Here is a 23,291-nt window from a genome sequence, read left to right on the forward strand (position 1 = left end):
CGCCCGGCCCGCCCCCGCCGACTCCGCCCTGCGCCGGATCCTCTCGGGCAACGGCACGGTCACCGCCCTGGCGATCCTGCTGTCCCTGCTGATCTCCGGCCTGCTGATCATCGCCGTGGACGAGGACGTCCGCGACGCCGCCGGCTACTTCTTCGCCCGCCCGGGCGACCTGCTCTCCGCCGCCTGGGCCGCGTTCGCCGGAGCCTTCGCGGCCCTGTTCCGCGGCGCCGTCTTCAACTACCGGGCCTCGGACGCGACGGGCATGCTCTACCCGCTCACCGAGACCCTCACCGTGGCGACCCCGCTGATCATCATCTCGCTGGGCATCGCCATCGCCTTCCGGGCGGGCCTGTTCAACATCGGCGGCCAGGGTCAGTTCATCTTCGGCGCCATGTTCGCCGCGTGGTTCGGCGTGCACCTGCACCTGCCGGCCGGCGTGCACCTGCTGCTCGTCGTCGTGATGGGCGTGCTCGGCGGCGTGCTGTGGGGCTCCGTCGTCGGCGTGCTCAAGGCCTGGACGGGCGCGCACGAGGTGATCCTCACGATCATGCTCAACTACGTGGCGGTGAACCTGCTCGCCTACCTGTTGAACACCCCCGTCCTGCGGGCGCCCGGCACCACGAACCCGGTGTCCGCGCCGCTGGACCGCTCCGCCATGTTCCCGCGGCTGCTGGGGACCGACTTCCGGCTGCACTGGGGCTTCTTCGTCGCGCTGCTGGCCGTGCTCTTCACGTGGTGGCTGATGCAGCGCTCCACCCTCGGCTTCCGCCTGCGGGCCGTGGGCGCCAACCCGGACGCCGCCCGCACGGCCGGCATCTCCGTCAAGGGCTCCTACCTGGCCGCCATGGCGATCTCCGGCGGCCTCGCCGGCCTGGCCGGCGCCACCCACGTGGCCGGCACGGAGAGCACGCTGAACACCTCCGTGGCCGGGTCCTTCGGCTTCGACGCGATCACGGTGGCGCTGCTCGGCCGGTCCCACCCGGTGGGCGTGCTGTTCGCGGGCCTGCTCTTCGGCGCCCTGCGCGCCGGCGGCGTGACCATGCAGACCGAGACCGGGGTGCCGGTCGACATCGTCCTCGTGGTGCAGTCCGTGATCGTGCTGCTCATCGCGGCCCCGCCGCTGGTGCGCGCCATCTTCCGGCTGCCCGCCCCGGGCGCCGCGCGCGCCCGCCGCGCGGCCGACCCCGTGACCCAGCCCGCCGTGGCCGGCGCCGCGCTGACCGGCGCCGGCGGCCACGCCGCCGCCCCGTCCACGGGCGTCCAGGAGGCCGCGACCGCCGCCGTCGCGGACCCGCAGGCTCCGACCACTGCACCCACGGACACGGCCCCGACCCACCGCCCGCACGAGCAGAAGGGGGACGCCCGATGAGCGCGACCGCCGCCCGGCCCCACGCCGACGTCGTCCGCCCCGAGGCCGCCGAGCCCGCCCGGGTCGTGGTCCGGCACTGGACCACCCCGATCGCCCTGACGATCCTGACCCTGCTGGCCCTGGCCGTCTTCGCCCTCGGCGCCCCCGAGGCGGCGGCGACCTTCCGACTCTCGAACGCGTCCGACGCCGTCGTGCTCCCGGACCTGACCGCCGACCCCGTGCTGGGGGGCTGGCTGCTCGTCGGGCTCATGGCGCTGCTGACCGCGGTGGCCTGGCTGGCGACCCTGCGCTCGGGGCGCACCCCCGGCTGGGCCGCGGCCCTGTTCGCCGTCGCCTTCGTGGCCGCGTTCCTCATCTGGGTGATCGGCTCGGCGGACAACACCACCGTGTTCCTCACCGGCCTGATCGCCGGCTCGTTCGCGCTGGCCGTCCCGCTGATCTTCGGCTCGATGGCCGGCATCCTGGCCGAGCGCTCGGGCGTGGTGAACATCGCGATCGAGGGTCAGCTGCTGGCGGGCGCGTTCACGGCCGCCGTCGTCGGCACCGCCACCGGCTCGCCCTGGGCGGGCCTGGCCGCCGCGATCGTGGCCGGCGTCCTCGTGTCCTGGCTGCTCGCCGTGTTCTCGATCAAGTACCTGGTCAACCAGGTGATCGTCGGCGTCGTGCTCAACGTGCTCGTGGCCGGCCTGACGAGCTTCCTGTACTCCACCGTCCTCACGGGCGGGGACACCGAGCTCAACGCGCCGCCGCACTTCCCGAACCTGCGGATCCCGGGCCTGGCGGACATCCCCGTGCTCGGGCCCATCCTGTTCAACCAGACGATCCTGGGCTACGCGATGTACCTGCTCGTCATCGCGCTGTGGTTCGCCCTGTTCCGCACCCGCTGGGGCCTGCGCGTGCGCGCCGTGGGCGAGCACCCCAAGGCCGCGGACACCGTGGGCATCGACGTGAACCGCACGCGGTACGCCGCCGTCCTGCTGGGCGGCGCGGTGGCCGGCATGGGCGGGGCGTTCTTCACGCTCGTCTCCGCGTCGTCCTTCACCAAGGAGATGACGGCGGGCCAGGGCTTCATCGCGCTCGCGGCCGTGATCTTCGGCCGCTGGAACCCGATCGGCGCGTTCTTCGCGGCGCTGCTGTTCGGCTTCGCCACCAACATGCAGTACGTCCTGGCGATCCTCGGCACCCCGGTGCCGAGCCAGTTCATGGCGATGCTCCCGTACCTCGTCACGGTGTTCGCCGTGGCCGGCCTCGTGGGCCGCTCGCGCGGCCCGGCCGCCTCGGGCGTGCCGTACGTGAAGGAGTAGCCGTGGCGGACGGGCAGCACACGACGACGGCGCCGCGCGTGGACTGGGACCGGCTGCGGGCCGCGGCCCTGGCCGCCACGGAGCACGCCTACGTGCCCTACTCGGGGTTCCGGGTGGGCGCCGCCGCGCTCACCGACGACGGCCGCCTCGTCTCGGGCTGCAACATCGAGAACGCGTCCTACGGGCTGACCCTGTGCGCCGAGTGCGCGCTGCTGGCCGACCTGCGCATGGGCGGGGGCGGCCGACTGGCCGCGTTCGTGTGCGTGGACGGCGAGGGCGTGCTCACCATGCCCTGCGGGCGGTGCCGCCAGCTGCTGTACGAGTTCCGCGCCCCCGGGCTCGTGCTGCTCACCCCGGCGGGGGAGCGGGGGATCGACGCGGTGCTGCCGGACGCCTTCGGCCCGGCCGACCTGGAGCGGGCGGACCGTCCCTGACCTGCGGCGCGCTCCCGGGCCCGCTCGCTAGAGTCGGAGGCTGACCGTCGCAGCCGTCCTCCGAGGAGAACCCCATGACCGCGCAGCCGCAGGCCGAGCCCTTCGACGCCGTCGAGGTGATCCGCACCAAGCGGGACCGGGGGACGCTGTCCCCCGAGCAGATCGACTGGGTGGTGGACGCGTACACCCGCGGCGTGGTGGCGGACGAGCAGATGTCCGCCCTGGCCATGGCGATCCTGCTCAACGGCATGGACCGCGCCGAGATCGCCCGCTGGACGGACGCGATGATCGCCTCGGGTGAGCGCATGGACTTCGGCGGGCTCACCACCCCGGACGGCCGCCCCCTGGCCACCGCGGACAAGCACTCCACCGGCGGCGTGGGGGACAAGATCACCCTGCCGCTGGCCCCGCTCGTGGCCTCCTTCGGGGTGGCGGTGCCGCAGCTGTCCGGCCGCGGCCTCGGGCACACCGGCGGCACCCTGGACAAGCTCGAGGCGATCCCCGGGTGGCGGGCCGACCTCAGCAACGAGGCGATGCTGCGCCAGCTCTCCGAGGTGGGCGCCGTGATCTGCGCGGCCGGCTCGGGCCTGGCCCCGGCGGACAAGCGCCTGTACGCCCTGCGTGACGTCACCGGCACGGTGGAGGCCATCCCGCTGATCGCCTCCTCGATCATGTCCAAGAAGATCGCCGAGGGCACCGGCGCCCTGGTGCTGGACGTCAAGTGCGGCTCGGGCGCGTTCATGAAGGACGAGGCGTCCGCCCGCGAGCTGGCCCGGACCATGGTGGATCTCGGCCGGGACGCCGGGGTGGACACCTCGGCGCTGCTCACGGACATGTCCGTGCCCCTGGGCCGGACGGCCGGCAACGCCCTCGAGGTCCGCGAGTCGGTGGAGGTGCTCGCCGGCGGCGGCCCGGCCGACGTCGTGGAGCTCACCGTGGCGCTCGCCGCCGCGATGCTCGCCGGCGCCGGGGTCACGGACGTGGACCCGGCCGAGCACCTGGCCAACGGCCGGGCGATGGACGTGTGGAACCGGATGATCGAGGCCCAGGGCGGCGACCCGCGCGCGGCCCTCCCGACGGCGGCCCACAGCGAGGACGTCGTCGCGGAGACGGACGGCGTCCTCACCGAGCTGGACGCGATGGCCGTGGGCCTGGCCGCGTGGCGCCTCGGCGCCGGGCGGGAGCGGCAGGGCCAGGCCGTCCAGGCCGCGGCCGGCGTCGAGGTGCACGTGCGCCCCGGCGAGCGCGTGGCCCGGGGTCAGAAGGTGCTGACCCTCCACACGGACACGCCGGAGCGCTTCGAGCGGGCGAAGGCCGCGCTCGCCGGCGGCTGGGCCGTCGGCGAGCTCGACGACGCCGCCGCCCGGACCCTGCGCGAGCGCTCCGTGATCCTGGACCGGATCGGCTGACCGGATGCTCGCGTGGCTCGAGGAGGCGATCCTCCACGCCTCCGCGCAGTGGTGGGTCCTGCCACTGACGCTGCTGCTGTGCCTGCTCGACGGCATCGTGCCGATCTTCCCGTCGGAGTCGGTGCTGGTGGCCCTCGGCGCGATCGTCCGCGACGGGCACCCGTTCTCCCTGTGGGCGCTGTGGGGGGTCGGCTTCGCGGGCGCGTTCCTGGGGGACGTGGCCGCGTACGGGATCGGCCGTGCCGTGGGTGTGGAGCGGTTCCGGTGGATGCGGCTGCGGCGGGTGCGGGCCACGGTCGAGGTCGCCCGGCACCACCTGCACAGTCACGGCGCGCTGCTGCTGTTCACCGCCCGGTTCATCCCCGGCGGCCGCGTGGCCCTCAACTTCACCGCCGGCGCCACCCGCTATCCGCCGGTGCGGTTCGTGGCGCTGGACCTGCTCTCCACGGCCAGCTGGGCCGCGTATTCGATCATGATCGCGCGCCTGACCGCGGGGTGGCTGGAGAACCCGGTGCTGCAGATCGCGGTCTCCGTGACGGGTGCCGCGCTCGTGGGCCTGTTGCTGGACCGTCTGCTCAAGGCCCTGCTGCGCCGCCGGCTGGGCGCCGGGGTGAAGGGCCTCACCCTGGCCGAGCAGGAGGCCCTGCGCTGAGCGCCCTGCCGTAGAGTGACGCCCGTGACGACGACGCAGCTTCCGGACACCGCATCCCCCTCCCCGCTCGAGGTCGACCTGGCCGTCCTGCCCAAGGTCTCCCTCCACGACCACCTCGACGGCGGCCTGCGCGTGGGCACCGTCCTCGACCTGGCCCGCGAGGCCGGCGTCGAGGTCCCCGCGGACACCGTCGAGGGCCTGGCCGAGTGGATCGCCGAGCACGCCAACGGCGAGTCCCTCGAGAAGTACCTGCAGGTCTTCGCCCTGACCACCGCCGTGATGCAGACCCGCGAGCAGCTGCGCCGCGTGGCCCGCGAGTTCGTCGAGGACCTGGTCGCCGACGGCGTCGTCTACGGCGAGATCCGCTGGGCCCCCGAGCAGCACCTGGCCGGCGGGCTGAGCCTGGACGAGGCCGTCGAGGCCGTGCAGGCCGGCCTGGACGAGGCGGTCGAGGCCGCCGACGCCGCGGGCCACGTGATCCGCGTGGGCCAGCTGGTCACCGCGATGCGGCACGCCGACCGGGCCCAGGAGATCGCCGAGCTGGCCGTGCGCCACCGCGAGGCCGGCGTCGTGGGCTTCGACATCGCGGGCGCCGAGGCCGGGTTCCCGCCCTCCCGCTTCGCCGACACCTTCACGTGGCTGGCCGCCCACCACCTGCCCGTCACCGTGCACGCGGGCGAGGGCGACGGCCTGGACTCCGTCCGCTCGGCCCTCGTGGACGGCCGCGCCCTGCGCCTGGGCCACGGCGTGCGCCTGGCCGAGGACATCTCGGTGGAGTACGGCGGCGTGGACGAGGACGGCGAGCAGCTGGACGAGCTGACCGGCATCGTGGACCTGGGCGAGACCGCCGCGTGGGTGCGGGACCGGCAGATCGCCTTGGAGGTCTGCCCGTCCTCGAACCTGCAGACCGGCGCGGTGGACGCCGCGGCGGGCATCGCGGGCCATCCCATCGACCTGCTCGTGCAGCTCGGCTTCCGCGTCACCGTGAACACGGACAACCGGCTCGTCTCGGACGTGTCCCTGACCGACGAGCTCTACCTGCTCGCCGAGACCTTCGGCTACTCGCTCTCCGAGCTGCTGGACCTGCAGCTCAACGCTGCCGAGGCCGCCTTCCTGTCCGTGGACGAGCGCGAGGACCTCGCCGAGATCCTCGTGGCCGGCTGGGGCGAGGTCATCTCCGGCGACGCCGTCGGCCCGGTCCTCGAAGAGCTGGACGACGAGGACGAGGACGACTGATCCGCCCGTGAGCGCGAGTGTGGACCGTCTGGTGGCGGTGGTCGAGGCCCTGCGCGACCACTGCCCGTGGACGGCCGCGCTCACGCACGCCGACCTCGCCGAGTACCTCGTGGAGGAGGCGTACGAGGCGGTGGCGGAGATCGAGTCCCGCGACGCCGCCGCGTGGGCCGACGTGCCCGCGCGTCGGGCCGACGGCGCGTACCCCGCCCTGGCCGCCGAGCTCGGGGACGTCCTGTTCCAGGTGGTCCTGCACGCCGCCGTCTCCCGGGCGCCGGGCGCCCCGGCGGAGACGGCCGGGTTCCGCCTGGACGACGCGGCCGACGCCCTCACCGCCAAGATGATCCGGCGCAACCCGCTCGTGCTCACTCCCGAGGGCGGCCTGCGCCCGGCCGAGGAGCTCGCCGCCGTCACGCCCGAGGCCGTCGAGCTGGCCTGGGAGCGGGTCAAGGCGCAGGAGCGGGCCGCCGCGGGGCTCTCGTCCGCCGCCCCGGCCCACGGCGACGGCGGCACCGGCCCGGGCCTCGACGTCGGCGGCATCCCGGCCCGGCTGCCGGCGCTGGCCGCCGCCGCGAAGGTGGTCGACCGCGCGGCCCGGCAGGAGCCGGACCCGCTCGCCGCGCACGTCCCGGCGCCGGCCGCCGAGGCGGGAGAGCGCCCGGCGGCGGTGTGGCCGGGCGAGGCCGCGCTCGGGGCGGAGCTGTTCGCGCTGGTGCGTCGGGCCCGGGCGGCGGGGCTGGACCCCGAACGGGCCCTGCGCACCACGGTGGCCCGGGTGCGTGCGGGGGACTGGTCGGCGCTGCGTCCGTCCGGCTGACGCGACGCCGCTCCGGCCCGGCCGCAGTCCCGACCGCGCCCCAGCGACATCGCAGCAGGGGGGAACGGCGGTCTTGTCGCCGGCGCGCGGCCGACCGGAACCTGAGGTCCCCGCTAGGCTGAGGCCGTGTCCACGCCGCGGGCACGACTTCCGACTTCGATTGAAGGAGACCCGTCCATGGCCCTGATCGACGCCATCCACGCTCGCGAGATCCTCGACTCGCGCGGCAACCCCACCGTCGAGGTGGAGGTCCTGCTGACCGACGGCTCCCTGGGCCGCGCGGCCGTGCCCTCGGGCGCGTCCACCGGCGAGTTCGAGGCGGTCGAGCGCCGTGACGGGGACAAGAAGCGCTACGGCGGCAAGGGTGTGCTGGACGCCGTCGCCGCCGTCGAGGGCATCGCGGAGGAGCTCGAGGGCGAGTTCGCCGCGGACCAGCGCGCCGTGGACCGTGCGATGCGGGACCTGGACGGCACCCCCAACAAGGGCAAGCTGGGCGCGAACGCGATCCTGGGCGTGTCCATGGCCGTCGCCGCGGCCGCCGCGCAGGCCTCCGACCTCATGCTCTACAAGTACCTGGGCGGCCCGAACGCCCACGTGCTGCCCGTGCCGATGATGAACATCCTCAACGGCGGCGCCCACGCGGACTCCAACGTGGACATCCAGGAGTTCATGATCGCCCCGATCGGCGCCCCGTCCTTCCGTGAGGCCCTGCGCTGGGGCACCGAGGTCTACCACGCCCTGAAGTCCGTGCTGCAGGAGAAGGGCCTGTCCACCGGCCTGGGCGACGAGGGCGGGTTCGCCCCGTCCCTGGAGTCCAACCGCGCCGCCCTGGACCTCATCGCCGAGGCCGTGACGAAGGCCGGCTACCGCCTGGGCGAGGACATCGCGCTGGCGCTGGACGTCGCCTCCTCCGAGTTCTTCGACAAGGGCTCCTACACCTTCGAGGGCCAGCAGCGCTCCGCCGAGGAGATGGCCGCCTACTACACCGAGCTGGTGGACAACTACCCGATCGTCTCCATCGAGGACCCGCTCGACGAGGACGACTGGGACGGCTGGCAGCACCTGACGGCGCAGCTGGGCGATCGCGTCCAGCTGGTGGGCGACGACCTGTTCGTCACCAACGTGGAGCGGCTGCAGCGCGGCATCGACGAGAAGGCCGGCAACGCCCTGCTCGTGAAGGTCAACCAGATCGGCTCCCTGACCGAGACCTTCGACGCGATCTCCCTGGCCCAGCGCCACATGTTCCACTGCATGATCTCGCACCGCTCGGGCGAGACCGAGGACACGTTCATCGCGGACCTCGCGGTGGCCACCAACGCCGGCCAGATCAAGACCGGCGCCCCGGCCCGCTCGGACCGCGTGGCCAAGTACAACCAGCTGCTGCGCATCGAGGAGGACCTGGCCGACGCCGCCGTCTACGCGGGCCGCTCCGCCTTCCCGCGCTTCCGCGGCTGACCGTCCCGACGACGACGCGCGGGCCCGCTCGGATCCTTCCGGGCGGGCCCGCGCCCGTCCCGGGGGCGGCCAGGAGCCTGCCAGGGGCGGGCAGTAGGCTGTGAGGGTCCCCGCCACGCGTCCGAAGGAGTCCGCGATGAGTCCGCGCCGCCCCCGCGTGCCCCGTGTCGACCCGACGACGGGCGCCCCGCGCCGGCCCGCCGTCGCGGCCCCGGCGGCCCCGACGACGGCCTCCCCGCAGGCGGACGCGCCCACGCCGACCCCTGAGGCCACCACGCCGACGCCCGCGGCGACGGACGCCGAGGTCATCGACCTGCACAGCGTCCAGGAGCGCCGCCAGGCCGGTCACCACGGACACCTGGACGGCGCCACGGCCGCCCGCCGTCGGGCCCCGCTGCCGGAGCCGGTGCCGGCCCGGCAGATCACGGGCCGCGCGCTCATCGTCGTCGCCGTGCTGCTGGTGGCCGCCGTCCTGGTGGCGCCCACTCTGCGCGCGTTCCTGAACCAGCAGCTGGAGATCTCGGCCGCGCGCGAGGAGATCGCCGCCATGCAGGCTCAGCGCGAGGACTACGAGCGGCGGATCCAGCTGTGGGACGATCCCTCCTACGTGACCCAGCAGGCGCGTGAGCGTCTCGAGCTGGTCATGCCGGGGGAGACCCTGTACTCCGTGACGGGGCGGCCCTCCGAGACCGAGACCGACACCGAGGCCGAGGACACGCCCGCCGCCGGCGCGGACGAGACCGTCAACACCCGCCTGCCGTGGGCCGAGGGCCTGTGGGACTCGGCCGTCCGCGCCGGGCTCGAGTGAGTCCCCCGAGGACACCATGACCGTCAGCCCCCGCCCCGCCCAGGACCGCACCGTCACCGAGAAGGACCTGGACACCCTGTCCCGCCAGCTCGGCCGCCCGGTCCGGGACGTCGTGGAGATCGGCGCCCGCTGCGTGTGCGGCAACCCCCTCGTGGCGACCACCGCGCCGCGCCTCTCCAACGGCATCCCGTTCCCCACGACCTTCTACCTGACGCACCCCGTGCTGACGGCGGCGGTCTCGCGCGTGGAGGCGGACGGGGAGATGGCGCGCATGAACGACCGCCTCGCCCAGGACCCCGTGCTCGCCGCCGCGCACCGCGCCGCGCACGAGGCCTACATCGCCGAGCGGGACCGGGTCGGGGCCGAGGCCGGCACGGGGCCCGTCCCGGAGATCGCCGGGGTCTCGGCCGGCGGCATGCCCGAGCGCGTGAAGTGCCTGCACGCCCTCGTGGGCCACGCGCTCGCGGCCGGGCCGGGGGTGAACCCGCTCGGGGACGAGGCGATCGCCCTGGTGGCCCCGTGGTGGACGCCCGAGGTCTGCGCGTGCGAGGGCGCGTGGGACGAGGCCGCGGCGGTGCCCACGAAGGACCTGTCCCGGCACGTGAGGCACCTCGAACGCGTCGCCGCGCTCAAGGAGGTCACGGTGGCCGGCGTGGACTGCGGCACGAACTCCATCCGCCTGCTGATCTCCCGGCCGGCCGGGACGGACGAGACCACCGGCGCCGGGGCCGACCCGGCGGCGCCGCTGGCCGACGTCGTGCGCGAGATGCGCGTGGTGCGCCTGGGCGAGGGCGTGGACGCCACCGGCGCGTTCTCCGACGCCGCGCTGGAGCGCACCTTCGCGGCGGTCGACGAGTACGCCCGCCTGGTCCAGCGCCACCACGCCGGCCGGGTCCGGTTCGTGGCCACCTCCGCCAGCCGGGACGTCTCCAACCGGGCCGCGTTCGTCGACGGCGTCCGGGAGCGGCTCGGCGTCGAGCCGGAGGTCGTCTCGGGCGCCGAGGAGGCCGGCCTGTCCTTCCCGGGCGCCGTCTCCGCCGTCGAGACCGCGGACCTGGGCCCGGAGGACCTCGTGCTCGTCGTGGACCTCGGCGGCGGCTCCACCGAGCTGGTCGTCGGCACGCCCGCGGGCGAGGTCGTGGGCGCGGTCAGCCTGGACATGGGCTGCGTGCGGTTCACCGAGCGTCATCTGCGCTCCGACCCCCCGACGTCGGATGAGGTCACCGCGGCCCGCGCAGACGCGCTCCGTCTCCTCGACGACGCCGCCGCCCGCCTGCCGCTGGAACGCGTGGCGCGCGTGGTCGGCGTGGCCGGCTCGGTGACCACCGTGACCGCCGAGGCCCTCGGGCTCAGCACGTACGAGCCCGAGGCCATCCACGGTGCGCGCCTGCCGATCGCCGAGTTCCGCGCGGCGGCGGAGGGCCTCGTGGCGGCGACCCGGGCCGAACGCGCCGAGCGGGGGTTCATGCACCCGGGACGGGTGGACGTGATCGGCGCGGGCGCGCTGCTGTGGAGCACCGTCCTGGAGCGGGTGGCCGAGGTCGCGGGCGTCACCGAGGCCTGGGCGAGCGAGCACGACATCCTGGACGGGATCGTGCTCTCGCTGCGGTCCTGACCACGACGGCGGAGAGTGGAGGGGCCGGGCCCGTGCGTGCGTAGACTGGCGGTATGTCTCTCACCCCTGAACTGTCTCCCAAGCCGCGCCTGCTGATCGTCGGCGGCGGCTACGCCGGGTTCCATGTCGCCCGCGAGCTGCAGAAGAAGGTCGCCGAGCGCGGCGGCGTCGTGACCGTCGTCGACCCCCGACCGTACATGACGTACTACCCGTTCCTGCCCGAGGTCGTGGGCGGCCACATCGAGGGCCGCCACGTGAACGTGGACCTGCAGACGCACCTCAAGGACGCCGAGGTCGTCCGCGGCGCCGTCGTGTCCGTGGACCACGCCGGCCGCACCGCCGTGGTGCGCGGCGAGGGCGGCGACGAGTTCGAGATCCCGTACCAGGACATCGTGATGACCGCGGGCGCCGTGACCCGCGTGTTCCCGATCCCGGGTCTGGGCGAGCAGGGCATCGGTCTGCGCTCGGTCGAGGAGGCCGTCCAGCTGCGCAACCAGATCCTGGAGCGCCTGGACGCCGGTTCCCTGATGACGGACGCCGAGGAGCGCAAGCGTGCCCTGACCTTCGTGGTGGTGGGCGGCGGCTTCGCCGGGATCGAGGCCATCGCGGAGATGGAGAACCTCATCCGCAACGCCGTGGAGCGCAACGAGCGCCTCTCCCAGTCGGAGATCCGGATCGTCCTCGTCGAGGCCATGGGCCGCATCATGCCCGAGGTCTCCGAGGAGCAGGCCCAGGGCGTGGTGGAGCACCTGAAGGACCGCGGCATCGAGGTCCTGCTCAACACCTCGCTGGGCGACGCCACGGACGGCGTCATGAAGCTCGTGGCCATGCCCTCCAAGGAGGAGGCGGAGACCTTCGCGGCGGACACCCTCGTGTGGTGCGCCGGCGTGGTGGCCAACTCCGTGGTCAAGAGCACCGACTTTCCGGTGGACGACCGCGGCCGCGTGGAGGCCACCCCCACCCTGCAGATCAAGGACGGCGAGGCCGGCGCGCTCGAGGGTGCGTGGGCCTGCGGCGACGTCTCCGCCGTGCCGGACCTGACCGGGGCCGGCCCGGGCGGCTTCTGCGTCCCGAACGCCCAGCACGCCATCCGTCAGGCCAAGCGTCTGGCCGCCAACTACATGGCCGTGCGCCACGGCGAGGGCGAGGTGCAGGAGTACGTGCACAAGTCCCTGGGCACCGTGGCGGGGCTGGGCTTCGGCCGCGGCGTGGGCAACCCGCTGGGCACCAAGATCGCCGGCATCCCGGCGTTCCTGGCCCACCGCGGCTACCACGGCTACGCGATGCCCACCCTGGAGCGGAAGTTCCGCATCCTGTCCGGCTGGGTCGCCGAGACCCTGTTCGGCCGTGACTCCACCTCGGTGGCGGGCCTGGACACCCCGTTCAACCCGTTCCGCCGCGCCGCGGGCGTCGAGCTCGAGCCCGGCCGCTTCGAGCGGCAGCGGGCCCTCGAGTCCTCGAAGGGCTGATCCCGCAGCCAGCGGGCCGCCGGCCCCGTCCGAGCGCATCGGGCGGGGCCGGCGTCGTCCGCACCCGGGCCCGCGTCCACGGGCCCGCCACGCCCCCGTGGCCCAACTGGCAGAGGCGGCCGACTTAAAATCGGCGTGTTGCGGGTTCGAGTCCCGCCGGGGGCACCACGCGTCTCCCCGCGCGCCTCGCTTCTGCGCCCACCGTGAACAGCCGGTGAACCGGCGCGGATCCACGCTCCGACCCCGCGCGCGGACACAGACCTCCCGATAGGATCGTGCTGAACCCCGGGGCACGAACGCGGCTCACTGCGGCGGCGTGCGACCGGGCCGACTCGACCCGAAGGAGTGAGCCGTGGCGAATCCGGTCATGAACTCTCAGAACTTCCAGCAGCAGATGCAGGGCGGCGGACAGGCGCAGCCCGGTTGGTACCAGGGCGGGCAGCAGTCCGCGCAGTCCCCGTACGGCCAGCAGCAGAGCCCGTACGGCCAGGCCCAGGCGTTCGGCGCCGGCCAGGCGGCCCAGCAGTACGCGCACCAGCAGTCCATGGAGGACGCCTTCCGCGCGCCCTCCGCCGGCCCGGAGCAGACCGGCCGGATGACCTTCAACGACGTCGTCGGCAAGACCGGCCTGATGCTCGTGCTCGTCGTGGTGGCGGGCGCCGTGGGCTGGTTCTCGCCGGGCCTGATGATCATCGGCGCGATCGCCGGCCTCGTGCTGGGCCTGGTCAACGCGTTCAAGCGCGAGCCCTCGCCCGTGCTGATCATGGCCTACGCCGTGGCGCAGGGCCTGTTCCTGGGCGGCATCTCGGCGTTCTTCGAGGGCGCCTACCCGGGCATCGTGGTGCAGGCCGTGCTCGGCACCTTCTCCGTGTTCGCGGTGATGCTGGCGCTCTACACCTCGGGCAAGTTCCGCCCGACCCCGCGCATGACGAAGATCGTCATGGGCGCCATGATCGGCTACCTCGTCTTCATGCTCGTCAACCTGGTCCTCACCTGGACCGGCATCGGCAACATGCGTGAGGGCGGCCTGGGCCTGATCATCGGCGCGATCGCCGTGCTGCTCGCCGCGTACTCGCTGACGATGGACTTCGAGATGGCCGCCGTGGGCGTGAAGAACGGCGCCCCGCAGAAGTACTCCTGGTCCGTGGCCTTCGGCCTGACCGTGACCCTGATCTGGCTGTACATCGAGATCCTGCGCATCGTCGCCATCCTGCGCGGCAACGACTGACCGGCGCCCCGTCCCCGCACGGAGACCCGCACCGCCGCCCCGGTCCTGCACAGGGCCGGGGCGGTCTGCGTCCGCGAGGGCGTAGATTGAGGGGGTCCCTCGCCGCCACTCAGGAGGTTTCGTGACCGAGACCAGCGACCTGCCCGCCTTCGGGGCTCCGGACGCCACCGGCACCCAGCACCGCCTGCACCGCGGGTCCGCGGAGGCCGTCGTCGTCGGCCTGGCCGGTGCCCTGCGCAGGTACCGCGTGGGCGGCGTGGACCTGACCGAGCCGTACGGCCAGGACGTGGTCCCGCCCGCCGCCAACGGCATCCAGATGAGCCCGTGGCCGAACCGCGTCGCCGGCGCCCGCTGGATCCTGGACGGCGTCGAGCAGCGCCTGGACGTCACCGAACCCGCGCGCGGCCACGCCAGCCACGGCCTGCTGCGCAACACCCACTTCGTCACCGAGACGTTCTCCGCCCACGCGGTGACCCTGCGCGGTGAGATCCACCCCCAGCACGGCTGGCCGTTCCGGCTCACCCACCGCGTCACGTACGAGCTCGAGGCGGACGGCGGCCTCACCGTCACCGCCGAGGTGCAGAACCACACGGACGCCACCGTGCCCGTGGCGGTCGGCTCCCACCCGTTCCTGCGGATCGGGGACGTCCCGACGGCGGAGCTGAGCCTGCGCGTGCCCGCGGACGCCTGGATCCGCACGGGGGAGGACCTCATCCCCGTGGAGACCCTGCCGGTGGACGGCACCGACCTGGACTTCCGCCGCGGCCGGGCCGTGGGCGAGGCCGCCCTGGACGTGTGCCTCACCGGCCTGACCCCGGACGCCGACGGCCGGCACCGCCAGACCCTGCTCGCCGCGGACGGCCGCGCCGTGACCCTGTGGACCGACCACGCGTTCGCCTACACCCACGTCTTCGTCACGGACCGGCTGCCCGGCCGTGACACGGCACTAGCGGTGGAGCCGCTCACCGCTCCCGCGGACGCCCTGAACTCGGGGGAGGGCCTGCACCGGCTCGCCCCGCACGCCCGCTGGAGCGTCCAGTGGGGTCTGACCCCCCATGTCCCCGACCACCCACACGAGGAGGATCGCGCGTGAGCTCGACCCTGGCGGCCCAGACCAAGATCGACAAGGACGTGCCCTACGGGCTGACGGTGGCCGCGGCCTGGTCCTGGCGGCTGGTGGCCGTCGTCATCGGCATCGGCGTCGTGGTGTACCTGCTGGGCTTCGTGAGCCTCGTGGTGATCCCGATCCTCGTGGCCGCGCTGCTGGCCACCCTGCTGGCCCCGGTGTTCCAGGCGATGCGGCGCATCAAGGTGCCGGGCGTCGCGGCCGCCCTGCTGTGCGTGCTGCTGCTGGTCGTCGTCGTGGTGGGCCTCATGGGGCTCGCCGGTCAGCAGATCGTCCAGGGCTTCGCCCAACTGGGCGGCCAACTGGGCCAGGCCGTCGACGACGCGATCGCCTGGCTGGCCGGCGTGGGCGTGGAGATCCCCCGTTCCGGTGCCGGGCTGGAGGGCCTGTGGCAGACGCTGCGGGACAACTCCGCCACGGTCATGAACAGCGCCGTCTCGTTCGGCTCCACGGCCGTCAACATCGGTGCGGGCCTGTTCATCGCCCTGTTCTCCCTGATCTTCTTCCTCTACGACGGCGACCGCATCTGGCGCTTCCTGCTGATCTTCGTGCCGAAGGCGCACCGGGCCACCGTGGGCCGCGCGGGCCGCTCCGGCTGGCAGTCCCTCGGCTCCTACGTGCGGGTCCAGATCTTCGTGGCGTTCATCGACGCCGTCGGCATCGGCATCGGCGCCCTGATCCTCGGGGTGCCGCTGGCCATCCCGCTGGCCGTGCTCGTGTTCCTGGCCTCGTTCATCCCGATGATCGGCGCCACCCTGACCGGCGCGATGGCGGTGCTCCTGGCCTTGATGTCCAACGGCCTGGTCAACGCGCTGCTCATGCTGGGCGTGGTGCTGCTCGTGCAGCAGATCGAGTCGAACGTCCTGCAGCCGCTCGTGATGGGCAAGGCCGTCGCGCTGCACCCGCTGGCCGTGTTCCTGGCCGTCGCCGCCGGCTCCACCGTCCTCGGCCTGGCGGGCGCCGTGTTCGCCGTGCCGGTGCTGGCCTTCGTGAACAGCTTCGTCCGCGCCCTCACCGCCGACACCCCCGAGGAGCTCACGGAGCGGACGGACCACGCCCTCGAACCGGGCGGCGCGGAGGACGAGGCGGCCGGCTCCCACCGGTACCGCCCCTCGACGCACGAGGACGCCGCCCTCGCCTCCGAGGCCGACGCGGGCACCCGGCACGGGGACGGCGCCTGATGGGCGCGGCGCAGGCCACGGACACCCCGGACCGGACCGTCCCGACGCCGTCGCCCCGGTGGGTGCGGCCCGCCGGCGGCCCGCCGGCCCCGACGGCGCTGCCCGTCACCCTCGAGGAGATCGAGCGGGCGCGCGAGACGCTGCGCGGGATCGCCGAGCTCTCCCCGCTGCAGCACTCCCGGGCGCTCTCCCGGGCCGTGGGCACGGACGTGCACCTGAAGTGCGAGAATTTGCAGCGGGCCGGCTCGTTCAAGGTCCGCGGCGCCTACGTGCGGATGGCGCAGCTGAGCGAGGAGGAGCGCGGCCGCGGCGTCGTGGCCGCCTCGGCCGGCAACCACGCCCAGGGCGTCGCCCTCGCGGCCGCCAAGCTCGGCATCCGCGCCCGCATCTTCATGCCGCACGGCGTCGCCCTGCCCAAGCTGCAGGCCACCCGGGACCACGGCGCCGAGGTCGTCCTGCACGGCTCCACCGTGGACGAGTCCCTCGCCGAGGCGCAGCGGTGGGCCACGGAGACCGGTGCCGTGTTCATCCCGCCGTTCGACGACCCGGCCGTGATCGCGGGCCAGGGCACCGTCGGCCTCGAGATCCTCGACGTGCTGCCGGACGTGGACACCGTGATCATGGGCATCGGCGGCGGGGGGCTCATCGCCGGCACGGCCGTGGCCCTCAAGGAGGCCGCCCGGCGTCGTGGGCGCACGGTGCGCGTCATCGGCGTGCAGGCGGCCACCGCCGCCGCGTTCCCCGGCTCCCTCGAGGAGGGCCGCGTCCAGGTGCTGGAGAGCGTGTCCACCATCGCGGACGGCATCGCCGTCGGCAGGCCCGGGGCCCTGCCGCTGCGGATCGCCGCCGAGCTGGTGGACGCCGTCGTGACCGTCACGGACGACGAGATCGCCGCGGCCCTCGTCCACCTCCTCGAGCGCTCCAAGCTCGTCGTGGAGCCGGCGGGCGCCGTCGGGGTGGCCGCCCTGCTGGCGGGCCGCACGGCGGACCTGGGCTTCGAGCTCGGCACCACCGCCGTGATCCTCTCCGGCGGGAACATCGATCCGATGCTCATGCTGAAGTCCATCCAGGCCGGACTGTCGGCCGCGGGGCGCTATATGACCGTGCGCATCCCGCTGCGGGACCGCCCGGGCGAGCTGGCCACGATCTCACGGATCATCGCGGACACGGACGCCAACGTGGTGCGCGTGGACCACACCCGCGTCGGCCCGGAGCTGTCCATGGGCGGCGCGCACATCACGATCGACATGGAGACCCGCGGCGCCGAGCACTCCGCCCAGGTCCTGGAGGCGTTGCGCGCGGCCGGTTACAGCCCGGCCCCGCTGCCCTGACCGGGCCGGCTCAGGCCGCGGAGCCGGCGGCGGCCGCGGTGACGGTGCCGGAGGTCCCGCCCACCGCGCGGCGCACGGCCTGGACCAGGAGGTCCTCGCGCGTCAGTGTCTCGATGCGGCGGACCATCTCGCGGCGGTCGTAGCGCTCGTGGGAGCCCGGCAGCAGGCGTCGGGCGAGGTTGAGGTGCTGCAGCACGCCGAGCAGGAGCACGTCCTCGTCGGCGGGCTCGGCCTCGTCGAGGACCACGGCGGTCAGGTGCGCCAGCAGCTCGGTGCGCTCGGTGCCCCGGGGGACGTGCCGGGTGGCCAGGAAGGCCTTGCGCTCGGTGAGGCGGCCGGTCTCGGTCAGATGGGCGACGACGGCCTTGCGCAGGTCCGGCTTGCCGGCCGCCACAGTGGACACGAGCGGTCGGCCGGCCAGGGCGTCGACCTGTCCGAGGGAGGAGTCCAGGACGGGGTCGCCGGTGGTGCCGGCCGCGGTCACGAGCACGCGGGCCCGGTCCACGGGGACGTCCTCGAGGGTCACGATCCCGGCGGAGCGGTGGTCGGCCAGCGCGGCGGCCGCGAGGGCCACGCGGTGGTGGGAGGGGCTCTCGGAGAGCCCGTCCTCGCGGGTGAGCAGCAGGTGTGCCTTCTCGACGGTCAGCATGGGGCCAGAGTAGCAACGGGGGCGCGGTGGGACCCGGGACGGACGACGGCCGCGGCCCCTGGAGGGGACCGCGGCCGCCGTCGGAGCCGGGCAGGGTCAGCCGGAGTAGGGCTGGACGTCCTTGACCTCGACCTTGATGTCCTTGCCGTTCGGGGCGGTGTAGGAGACCTTGTCGCCCTTCTTGGCGCCGTTGATGGCCTCGCCGAGCGGGGAGCGCTCGGAGTAGACCTCGAGCGACTCGTCGTCCGCGGCGATCTCGCGGTTGCCGAAGAGGAAGGTCATCTCGTCGCCTGCGACGACGGCGGTCACCACGGTGCCCGGGTGCACGGCGCCGTCGTTCTCGGCGGCCTCGCCCACGCGGGCGGTCTCGAGCAGGTGCTTCAGCTCGGCGATGCGGCCCTCGTTCTTCGACTGCTCCTCGCGGGCGGCGTGGTAGCCGCCGTTCTCCTTGAGGTCGCCCTCATCGCGGGCGGCCTCGATGCGCTCGATGATCTCCTGACGGCCGGGACCGGAGATGTACTCGAGCTCCTTGGAGAGGCGATCGTACGCCTCCTGGGTCAGCCACGGGGCGTCGGACTGGCTGGTGGTCATGCTCTGTTCCGCCTTTCTGTCTCGGGTGATGCGGAGTCCGGGGCGCGGCGCACCGTATCCGGTGCGCGATCCGCGTCCGGCGGACGCGCCCGCATGCGAAAGACCCCGCCGACCAGGAGGACGCGCGTGACCCGAGGGCTCCGTGCGACGCCTGCCTGACTCACCGGCGGGGCGGGAATGCTCCGACGAGTCTATCCGGGCGGCGTGCGTCACACCAACGGCGGCCGCTACGCCGAGGGCGGAGCACTCCGGGAGGGCTCAGACCTTGCGGCAGGTCTCGACGATGCCGGAGTCGCCCCGCACCACGGTGCGCACGTCCACGGTGTAGCGCTGCTGCGCGTCCGAGGGGGAGTCCCGCCGGTCGGCCGGCAGGGTCTCCAGGCGGACGGTGCGGAAGCCGACGGGGGCGGCGTGGGAGTCGGTGACGAGCACATCGCACTCGGCCTGCACGCCCTCCGGGACGGAGGCCTGGAAGGTGACGGTCGCGTGGCCGTCGTCCTCGATGGTGAAGCCGACGTCCTTGTACTCGATGGCGCCCACGGACATGTTCAGGCCGATCCACACGGACAGCAGCACGGCCACGACCAGCCCGAGCCCGCCGAGGCCCGCCCACAGCCGACGACGGCCCGGACGCGTGTGGTTCGTGCCGTACCGGTTGGCTAATGTGGGGTCCTGCGCGCGGACCGCGGGGGCGTGGTGAGACATCCCCTCCACCCTAGCCGCTGCCCGCCGCCGGAGGCCGATGACGACGTCGGCCTGGACCCCTCACGCCGCCGCCCCCGCGGCGGCCCCGCCATCCGGACAGGAGTGTGCGATCCCCGTGACCGATCAGACCCCCCAGGCCCAGCCGGCCGCAGGCACCGCCCTGCCGCCCTCCACCGGGCTGCGTCTCATGGCGGTGCACGCCCACCCGGACGACGAGTCCTCGAAGGGGGCCGGCACCATGGCCGCCTACGCGGCGGCCGGGGCCGAGGTCATGGTCGTCACGTGCACCGGCGGCGAGGCCGGCACCCTGCTCAACCCGTCGTTCGGGGACACCACCCGGGCGGACCGGGACATCGCGGCCGTGCGCCGCGAGGAGATGGCGGAGGCCGCGCGCATCCTCGGCATCCGGCACGCCTGGCTCGGCTTCCTCGACTCGGGCCTGCCCGAGGGGGATCCGCTGCCGGCCCTCCCGGCGAACTGCTTCGCCGAGGTCCCGCTCCGGGATGCGGCGGCCCCGCTGATCTCGCTCGTGCGCCGGTTCCGCCCGCACGTGCTCATCTCCTACGACGAGGTCGGCGGCTACCCCCACCCGGACCACCTGCAGGCCCACGCCGTGACGATGGAGGCGTACCGGGCCGCGGGCCTCGCCGACGAGTACCCCGAGGCCGGGCCCGCCTGGGAGGTCTCGAAGGTCTACTACGACTGCGGCTTCAACCCGCGGAAGTTCCGCACGATGGCCGCGGTGGCCGAGGCCGACGGCGAGGACGTGCCGTTCGCCCGACGCCTGATGATGTTCGACGCGATGGACGCGATGCGCGAGGTGCTGCGCCGCCGCGAAGCCGGGGAGGACGTGCCCGACCCGGAGGTCATCCCGCCGTGGGTCACCGCGGACCACGACGTCACCACGCAGGTGGACGTCACCGGCTTCCTCGACGAGCGCGACGCCGCCCTGCGGGCGCATCGCACCCAGATCGACCCCGACGGCATGTTCTTCGACGCGCCCCACGACCTGCAGCGGCGCGCCTGGCCGTGGGAGGACTTCGCGCTGATCGACTCGCGCGTGCCCTCCGAGCTGCCGGAGCACGACCTCTTCGCCGGCCTGCGCTGAGCCGCCCCGGCTCGGGCCGTGCGGCCGGGGCCGGTAGAGTGGGGCGGCGTGACACCCCTGTCTGGCCTTCCCCTCGTCCTCACCGCGCTCGCGGCCGCGAGCCCCGCGCCGGTGCCCGCCGTCCCGGAGCCGACGCTGCGCCCCGGGCTCGAGGAGGCGGAGGTCACCCCCGGCATCGAGGGGTTCCTGTTCACCGCGCTCATGGTGGTCATGGCGATCATCGTCCTCCGCGTCATGGTCCGCTCGGTGCGCCGCGTCCAGCAGCGTTCCCCGGAGGCCGAGGCCATGCTCGTGGAGCGCCATCAGCAGCACCTGCCGGACGAGGTCCGCGCGGGCGGCGAGCACCTGGACGCGGACTCCGAGGACCGGCTGCGCCGCCTGCAGGAGAAGTACCCCGGGTACCTCCAGGAGCCGGCCCCGGAGCCCCAGGCCCCGGACACCGGACGCGACTGACCGTCGTCGGGCCCGTGCACGCCCGAGACTCGACGCCGGAGACTCCACGCCCGAACCCTTGAGGCCCGCAGACGCGCCGCTACGGCATGACCGTAGCGGCGCGTCTGCGGGCCTCGGCGCTGCCCGGCGGGGCGCAGACCCCCTTCCTCGACACGCTCAGGCGACGACGAGCACCGCCCGGTAGATGGCGACGGCGTGGCACACGAAGCCGGCCACCGTGAAGGCGTGGAACAGCTCGTGGAAGCCGAACCACTCGCGGTGGATCGTGGGGGCCTGCAGCGCGTAGAAGACCGCGCCCGTGATGTACGCGACGCCGCCGGCCACGATCAGCCACCCCGCCGCCGCATCCGCGGCGAAGAAGTCGCCCAGGTACAGCAGCGCCGCCAGCCCCAGCACCACGTACACCGGCGTGTAGAGCCAGCGCGGGGCGTCCGTCCACAGCACCCGGAACCCGACGCCGGCCACGGCCCCCACCCATACCAGGGTGAGCAGCACACGCGCCCGGTCCGGAGGCAGCAGGGCCAGGGAGAGCGGCGTGTAGGTGCCGGCGATGACCAGCATGATGTTCGTGTGGTCCAGCCGCTTGAGGACACGGGAGACCACCTCGTTCCACTGCACCAGGTGGTACGTCGCCGAGACCGCGAACAGCAGCAGGCCCGTCACGGCGTAGACCGCGCTGGCCCACCGCAGCGTCGCGGTCGGCGCGAGCACGATGAGCACGATGCCGGCCGCGAGCGTCAGCGGCGCCATGACCGCGTGGGTCCAGCCCCGCAGTCGGGGCTTGTACAGCGGATGCTCGGGGTCGCGGATGCGCTCGATGCGCCAGCGCAGGCGGCGGGCGGCGTCGGCGTCGGGGAGGGGTGTCACGGGGTCCATGCCTCCATTGTCGTCGGTCGGCCCGGGGCCGGGGCACGGGATGGTCGCTGTGTGTCGCGCGCGTATCCTGGAGGCTCGCAGGACCGTCCGAGAGGGGAGCGCGCCGTGGGTCGACCCGAGGCCTTCTACCGCCTGTACGAGCGGCGGCTGACGCGTGGCCTGGACCCGGAGCGGCTGCCCCGGCACATCGGTGTGCTGGTGGACGGCAACCGTCGCTGGGCCCGCGCGTTCGGGGCGTCCACGCAGCAGGGCCACCAGGCCGGCGCCGAGCGCATCCTGGACTTCATCGGCTGGTGCGACGAGGCCGGCATCCCCGTGGTCACGCTCTACATGCTCTCCACCGAGAACCTGCGGCGCCCGGCGGAGGAGCTCGCCCCGCTCCTGGAGATCATCCAGACGACGGCGGAGCGCCTCGCCCAGCCGGCCGAGGGCCGCGCCCCCGTGTGCGTACAGCCGGTCGGCGCGGTGGACCTGCTCCCCGAGCCCATGGCGCGACGGCTCGCCGAGGTGGCCGAGCAGACCAAGGGCCACGACGGCGTGCACGTGAACGTGGCCGTGGGCTACGGGGGCCGCCAGGAGATCCTCGACGCCGTGCGCGAGCTGCTGCGGGACGAGCACGCCCTGGGCCACAGCGCGGCGGAGGTGGCCGAGTCCGTCACCGTCGAGCAGATCGCGGACCGGCTCTACACGCGCGGCCAGCCGGACCCGGACCTGGTCATCCGCACGTCCGGGGAGCAGCGGCTCTCCGGGTTCCTGCTCTGGCAGTCCGCGTACTCGGAGTTCTACTTCTGCGAGGCCATGTGGCCCGCGTTCCGCAAGGTCGACTTCCTGCGTGCCCTGCGCGACTACGGCAGTCGTCAGCGCCGGTTCGGCACCTGACGGTCGGCGCGGCCCCACCACAGGCCCAGCAGCACCCCGACGACGGCCCCGGCCAGGTGGCCGGTCCACGAGATGCCGGGGGCCGGCAGCAGGCCGATCAGGCTCGAGCCCAGGTGCGTGAGCGCGACGAGGACGGAGACGACGACCGCCCCGAACCGCCGCACCGCGATCCCGTAGACGATCAGGAACGCGATCAGCACGTACACGATCCCGGAGGCGCCGATGTGCACGCCCGGGGTGCCGATCACCCAGGTCAGCAGGCCCGAGCCCAGCCAGGCGCAGACGAGCAGGGCCACCGGCCGGCGTGAGACCAGGGCGGCCAGCGGGCCGAGGACGAGCAGCGCCGTCGTGTTGCCGATCAGGTGGGCCCAGCCGGCGTGCAGCACAGGGGAGAACAGGACCCCGTCGAGGCCGGCGAGGCGCCGCGGGATCAGGCCCACGCCGGGGATGATCACCCGGCCGAGGAAGATCAGCACGAACTGCGCGACCCACATGGCCGCGATCAGCATGGCGGTGGGCGCGACGGCGCCCAGCAGGCGGCCGCCGGCGCGCTCGGCCAGGGTCGGGGCGGGGGCCGGGCTGCCCGGCAGATCGGGCAG

The 23,291-nt window shown here is 74.0% G+C and carries 23 protein-coding genes and 1 tRNA gene; 19 read left to right on the forward strand and 5 right to left on the reverse strand.

All coding sequences use genetic code 11. The annotated features are described in order from the left end of the window. From J1M38_RS05695 to ilvA, 16 genes are all read left to right on the forward strand, one after another. A partial coding sequence (locus J1M38_RS05695) for an ABC transporter permease (protein ID WP_206501197.1) occupies nucleotides 1-1,369 on the forward strand: 1,369 nt, incomplete at its 5' end. Further along, complete coding sequence (locus J1M38_RS05700) at nucleotides 1,366-2,673, forward strand: ABC transporter permease (protein ID WP_061866926.1); 1,308 nt, start codon at nucleotides 1,366-1,368, stop codon at nucleotides 2,671-2,673. The genes J1M38_RS05695 and J1M38_RS05700, both read left to right, overlap by 4 nt. A 2-nt stretch (nucleotides 2,674-2,675) precedes the next feature. Beyond that, nucleotides 2,676-3,107 carry a cytidine deaminase gene (locus J1M38_RS05705; RefSeq protein WP_010079337.1) on the forward strand — a complete coding sequence of 144 codons (432 nt, stop codon included), beginning with the start codon at nucleotides 2,676-2,678 and terminating at the stop codon, nucleotides 3,105-3,107. Between the two features lie 74 nt (nucleotides 3,108-3,181). Next, entirely contained in the window at nucleotides 3,182-4,516 is a 1,335-nt protein-coding gene (locus tag J1M38_RS05710) for a thymidine phosphorylase (protein ID WP_061866925.1), read from the forward strand. Nucleotides 4,517-4,520: 4 nt separating this feature from the next. After that, nucleotides 4,521-5,168 (forward strand): DedA family protein, encoded by a 648-nt coding sequence (locus tag J1M38_RS05715; RefSeq protein WP_061866924.1) that lies wholly within the window; start codon nucleotides 4,521-4,523, stop codon nucleotides 5,166-5,168. 24 nt (nucleotides 5,169-5,192) lie between these two features. Further along, on the forward strand, nucleotides 5,193-6,404 hold the full coding sequence (locus J1M38_RS05720; protein WP_036384864.1) for an adenosine deaminase: 1,212 nt from the start codon (nucleotides 5,193-5,195) through the stop codon (nucleotides 6,402-6,404). Nucleotides 6,405-6,411: 7 nt separating this feature from the next. After that, nucleotides 6,412-7,218 carry a MazG nucleotide pyrophosphohydrolase domain-containing protein gene (locus tag J1M38_RS05725; RefSeq protein WP_061866923.1) on the forward strand — a complete coding sequence of 269 codons (807 nt, stop codon included), beginning with the start codon at nucleotides 6,412-6,414 and terminating at the stop codon, nucleotides 7,216-7,218. A 177-nt stretch (nucleotides 7,219-7,395) separates the two neighbouring features. After that, nucleotides 7,396-8,673: a phosphopyruvate hydratase gene (eno, locus tag J1M38_RS05730; protein ID WP_002856553.1), complete on the forward strand. Its 1,278-nt coding sequence runs from the start codon at nucleotides 7,396-7,398 to the stop codon at nucleotides 8,671-8,673. Nucleotides 8,674-8,809: 136 nt separating this feature from the next. Continuing rightward, nucleotides 8,810-9,481, forward strand: a complete 672-nt coding sequence (locus tag J1M38_RS05735; protein WP_206501198.1) for a septum formation initiator family protein — start codon at nucleotides 8,810-8,812, stop codon at nucleotides 9,479-9,481. Nucleotides 9,482-9,497: 16 nt separating this feature from the next. Then, nucleotides 9,498-11,096: a DUF501 domain-containing protein gene (locus J1M38_RS12235; protein ID WP_069941636.1), complete on the forward strand. Its 1,599-nt coding sequence runs from the start codon at nucleotides 9,498-9,500 to the stop codon at nucleotides 11,094-11,096. 53 nt (nucleotides 11,097-11,149) lie between these two features. Beyond that, nucleotides 11,150-12,565 (forward strand): NAD(P)/FAD-dependent oxidoreductase, encoded by a 1,416-nt coding sequence (locus J1M38_RS05745; protein WP_036316342.1) that lies wholly within the window; start codon nucleotides 11,150-11,152, stop codon nucleotides 12,563-12,565. Between the two features lie 91 nt (nucleotides 12,566-12,656). Further along, nucleotides 12,657-12,733 (forward strand) — tRNA-Leu (locus J1M38_RS05750). Nucleotides 12,734-12,917: 184 nt separating this feature from the next. Further along, entirely contained in the window at nucleotides 12,918-13,793 is an 876-nt protein-coding gene (locus tag J1M38_RS05755) for a Bax inhibitor-1/YccA family protein (RefSeq protein ID WP_036384970.1), read from the forward strand. Between the two features lie 121 nt (nucleotides 13,794-13,914). After that, nucleotides 13,915-14,886, forward strand: coding sequence for an aldose 1-epimerase family protein (locus J1M38_RS05760; RefSeq protein WP_061866920.1), 972 nt, complete (start codon nucleotides 13,915-13,917; stop codon nucleotides 14,884-14,886). Next, complete coding sequence (locus J1M38_RS05765; protein ID WP_061866919.1) at nucleotides 14,883-16,100, forward strand: AI-2E family transporter; 1,218 nt, start codon at nucleotides 14,883-14,885, stop codon at nucleotides 16,098-16,100. Before J1M38_RS05760 ends, J1M38_RS05765 begins: the two co-directional genes overlap by 4 nt. After that, nucleotides 16,100-17,431, forward strand: a complete 1,332-nt coding sequence (gene ilvA / locus J1M38_RS05770) for a threonine ammonia-lyase (RefSeq protein WP_061866918.1) — start codon at nucleotides 16,100-16,102, stop codon at nucleotides 17,429-17,431. The genes J1M38_RS05765 and ilvA overlap by 1 nt, the downstream gene beginning before the upstream one ends. Before the next feature lie 10 nt (nucleotides 17,432-17,441). Here ilvA and J1M38_RS05775 read toward each other — a convergent pair whose 3' ends face one another. The 3 genes from J1M38_RS05775 to J1M38_RS05785 form a co-directional block, all read right to left on the reverse strand. After that, on the reverse strand, nucleotides 17,442-18,080 hold the full coding sequence (locus J1M38_RS05775) for a GPP34 family phosphoprotein (protein ID WP_061866917.1): 639 nt from the start codon (nucleotides 18,078-18,080) through the stop codon (nucleotides 17,442-17,444). Nucleotides 18,081-18,176: 96 nt separating this feature from the next. Then, nucleotides 18,177-18,671, reverse strand: a complete 495-nt coding sequence (gene greA, locus J1M38_RS05780; protein WP_060973861.1) for a transcription elongation factor GreA — start codon at nucleotides 18,669-18,671, stop codon at nucleotides 18,177-18,179. Between the two features lie 258 nt (nucleotides 18,672-18,929). Next, a complete protein-coding gene (locus J1M38_RS05785; RefSeq protein ID WP_036316331.1) occupies nucleotides 18,930-19,376 on the reverse strand; it encodes a DUF4307 domain-containing protein in 447 nt (148 codons plus the stop codon). Nucleotides 19,377-19,491: 115 nt separating this feature from the next. On the opposite strand from J1M38_RS05785, the gene mca reads away from it, so the two are divergent. Both mca and J1M38_RS05795 read left to right on the forward strand, forming a co-directional pair. Next, nucleotides 19,492-20,484 carry a mycothiol conjugate amidase Mca gene (gene mca / locus J1M38_RS05790; protein ID WP_081097734.1) on the forward strand — a complete coding sequence of 331 codons (993 nt, stop codon included), beginning with the start codon at nucleotides 19,492-19,494 and terminating at the stop codon, nucleotides 20,482-20,484. A 48-nt stretch (nucleotides 20,485-20,532) separates the two neighbouring features. Next, the gene (locus tag J1M38_RS05795) at nucleotides 20,533-20,937 is read left to right on the forward strand and encodes a hypothetical protein (RefSeq protein ID WP_036384966.1); all 405 of its coding nucleotides are present in this window, start codon (nucleotides 20,533-20,535) and stop codon (nucleotides 20,935-20,937) included. Nucleotides 20,938-21,093: 156 nt separating this feature from the next. Here the strand turns inward: J1M38_RS05795 and J1M38_RS05800 are convergent, their stop codons facing one another. After that, nucleotides 21,094-21,813, reverse strand: coding sequence for a hemolysin III family protein (locus J1M38_RS05800; protein WP_036334246.1), 720 nt, complete (start codon nucleotides 21,811-21,813; stop codon nucleotides 21,094-21,096). A gap of 105 nt (nucleotides 21,814-21,918) precedes the next feature. Here J1M38_RS05800 and J1M38_RS05805 point away from each other — a divergent pair, with 105 nt between their 5' ends. Next, entirely contained in the window at nucleotides 21,919-22,692 is a 774-nt protein-coding gene (locus J1M38_RS05805) for an isoprenyl transferase (RefSeq protein WP_041105013.1), read from the forward strand. Here J1M38_RS05805 and J1M38_RS05810 read toward each other — a convergent pair. After that, nucleotides 22,671-23,291: rhomboid family intramembrane serine protease (locus J1M38_RS05810; RefSeq protein ID WP_241246504.1), on the reverse strand; the 621-nt coding region annotated here is incomplete at its 5' end. The genes J1M38_RS05805 and J1M38_RS05810 overlap by 22 nt on opposite strands.

Source organism: Micrococcus sp. KRD070, assembly GCF_017168435.1.
In the GTDB taxonomy this organism is placed as follows: domain Bacteria; phylum Actinomycetota; class Actinomycetes; order Actinomycetales; family Micrococcaceae; genus Micrococcus; species Micrococcus luteus.

Bases quoted from the DNA above. Each gene is read 5' to 3' on its own strand.
- J1M38_RS05715 (WP_061866924.1), top strand. From the start codon at position 4,521: ATGCTCGCGTGGCTCGAGGAGGCGATCCTCCACGCCTCCGCGCAGTGG.
- J1M38_RS05745 (WP_036316342.1), top strand. From the start codon at position 11,150: ATGTCTCTCACCCCTGAACTGTCTCCCAAGCCGCGCCTGCTGATCGTC.
- J1M38_RS05710 (WP_061866925.1), top strand. From the start codon at position 3,182: ATGACCGCGCAGCCGCAGGCCGAGCCCTTCGACGCCGTCGAGGTGATC.
- eno (WP_002856553.1), top strand. From the start codon at position 7,396: ATGGCCCTGATCGACGCCATCCACGCTCGCGAGATCCTCGACTCGCGC.
- J1M38_RS05775 (WP_061866917.1), bottom strand. From the start codon at position 18,080: ATGCTGACCGTCGAGAAGGCACACCTGCTGCTCACCCGCGAGGACGGG.
- J1M38_RS05700 (WP_061866926.1), top strand. From the start codon at position 1,366: ATGAGCGCGACCGCCGCCCGGCCCCACGCCGACGTCGTCCGCCCCGAG.
- J1M38_RS12235 (WP_069941636.1), top strand. From the start codon at position 9,498: ATGACCGTCAGCCCCCGCCCCGCCCAGGACCGCACCGTCACCGAGAAG.
- J1M38_RS05785 (WP_036316331.1), bottom strand. From the start codon at position 19,376: ATGTCTCACCACGCCCCCGCGGTCCGCGCGCAGGACCCCACATTAGCC.
- J1M38_RS05735 (WP_206501198.1), top strand. From the start codon at position 8,810: ATGAGTCCGCGCCGCCCCCGCGTGCCCCGTGTCGACCCGACGACGGGC.
- greA (WP_060973861.1), bottom strand. From the start codon at position 18,671: ATGACCACCAGCCAGTCCGACGCCCCGTGGCTGACCCAGGAGGCGTAC.
- J1M38_RS05800 (WP_036334246.1), bottom strand. From the start codon at position 21,813: ATGGACCCCGTGACACCCCTCCCCGACGCCGACGCCGCCCGCCGCCTG.
- ilvA (WP_061866918.1), top strand. From the start codon at position 16,100: ATGGGCGCGGCGCAGGCCACGGACACCCCGGACCGGACCGTCCCGACG.